Origin of the sequence: Vibrio sp. T20, assembly GCF_007858795.1 — a bacterium.
Taxonomy (GTDB): Bacteria; Pseudomonadota; Gammaproteobacteria; order Enterobacterales; family Vibrionaceae; genus Vibrio; species Vibrio satsumensis.
Genome location: NZ_VFEB01000084.1, coordinates 1 through 201 on the forward strand (window position 1 = coordinate 1; position 201 = coordinate 201).

1 tRNA gene is annotated in these 201 nt (G+C 52.2%); it reads left to right on the forward strand.

What is annotated here, in order from left to right:
- The first annotated feature begins 126 nt into the window (after positions 1-126).
- Positions 127-200 (forward strand) — tRNA-Cys (locus FTW16_RS08385).
- Position 201 lies beyond the last annotated feature (1 nt).

A 201-nucleotide genomic window follows, 5' to 3' on the forward strand; every position in this document is an offset into this window, starting at 1 on the left:
CAAGGGATTTAAAATCCCTCGACGTTCGCGTTGTGCCGGTTCAAGTCCGGCCCGGGGCACCATCTATTTGATTGTTACCTCGCTTGGTATTAGTCAAAAGAGTTGTTCTCTTAAAACACTATTGAAGGCGCCTTGGCAGAGTGGCTATGCAGCGGATTGCAAATCCGTGGACCTCGGTTCGACTCCGGGAGGCGCCTCCAT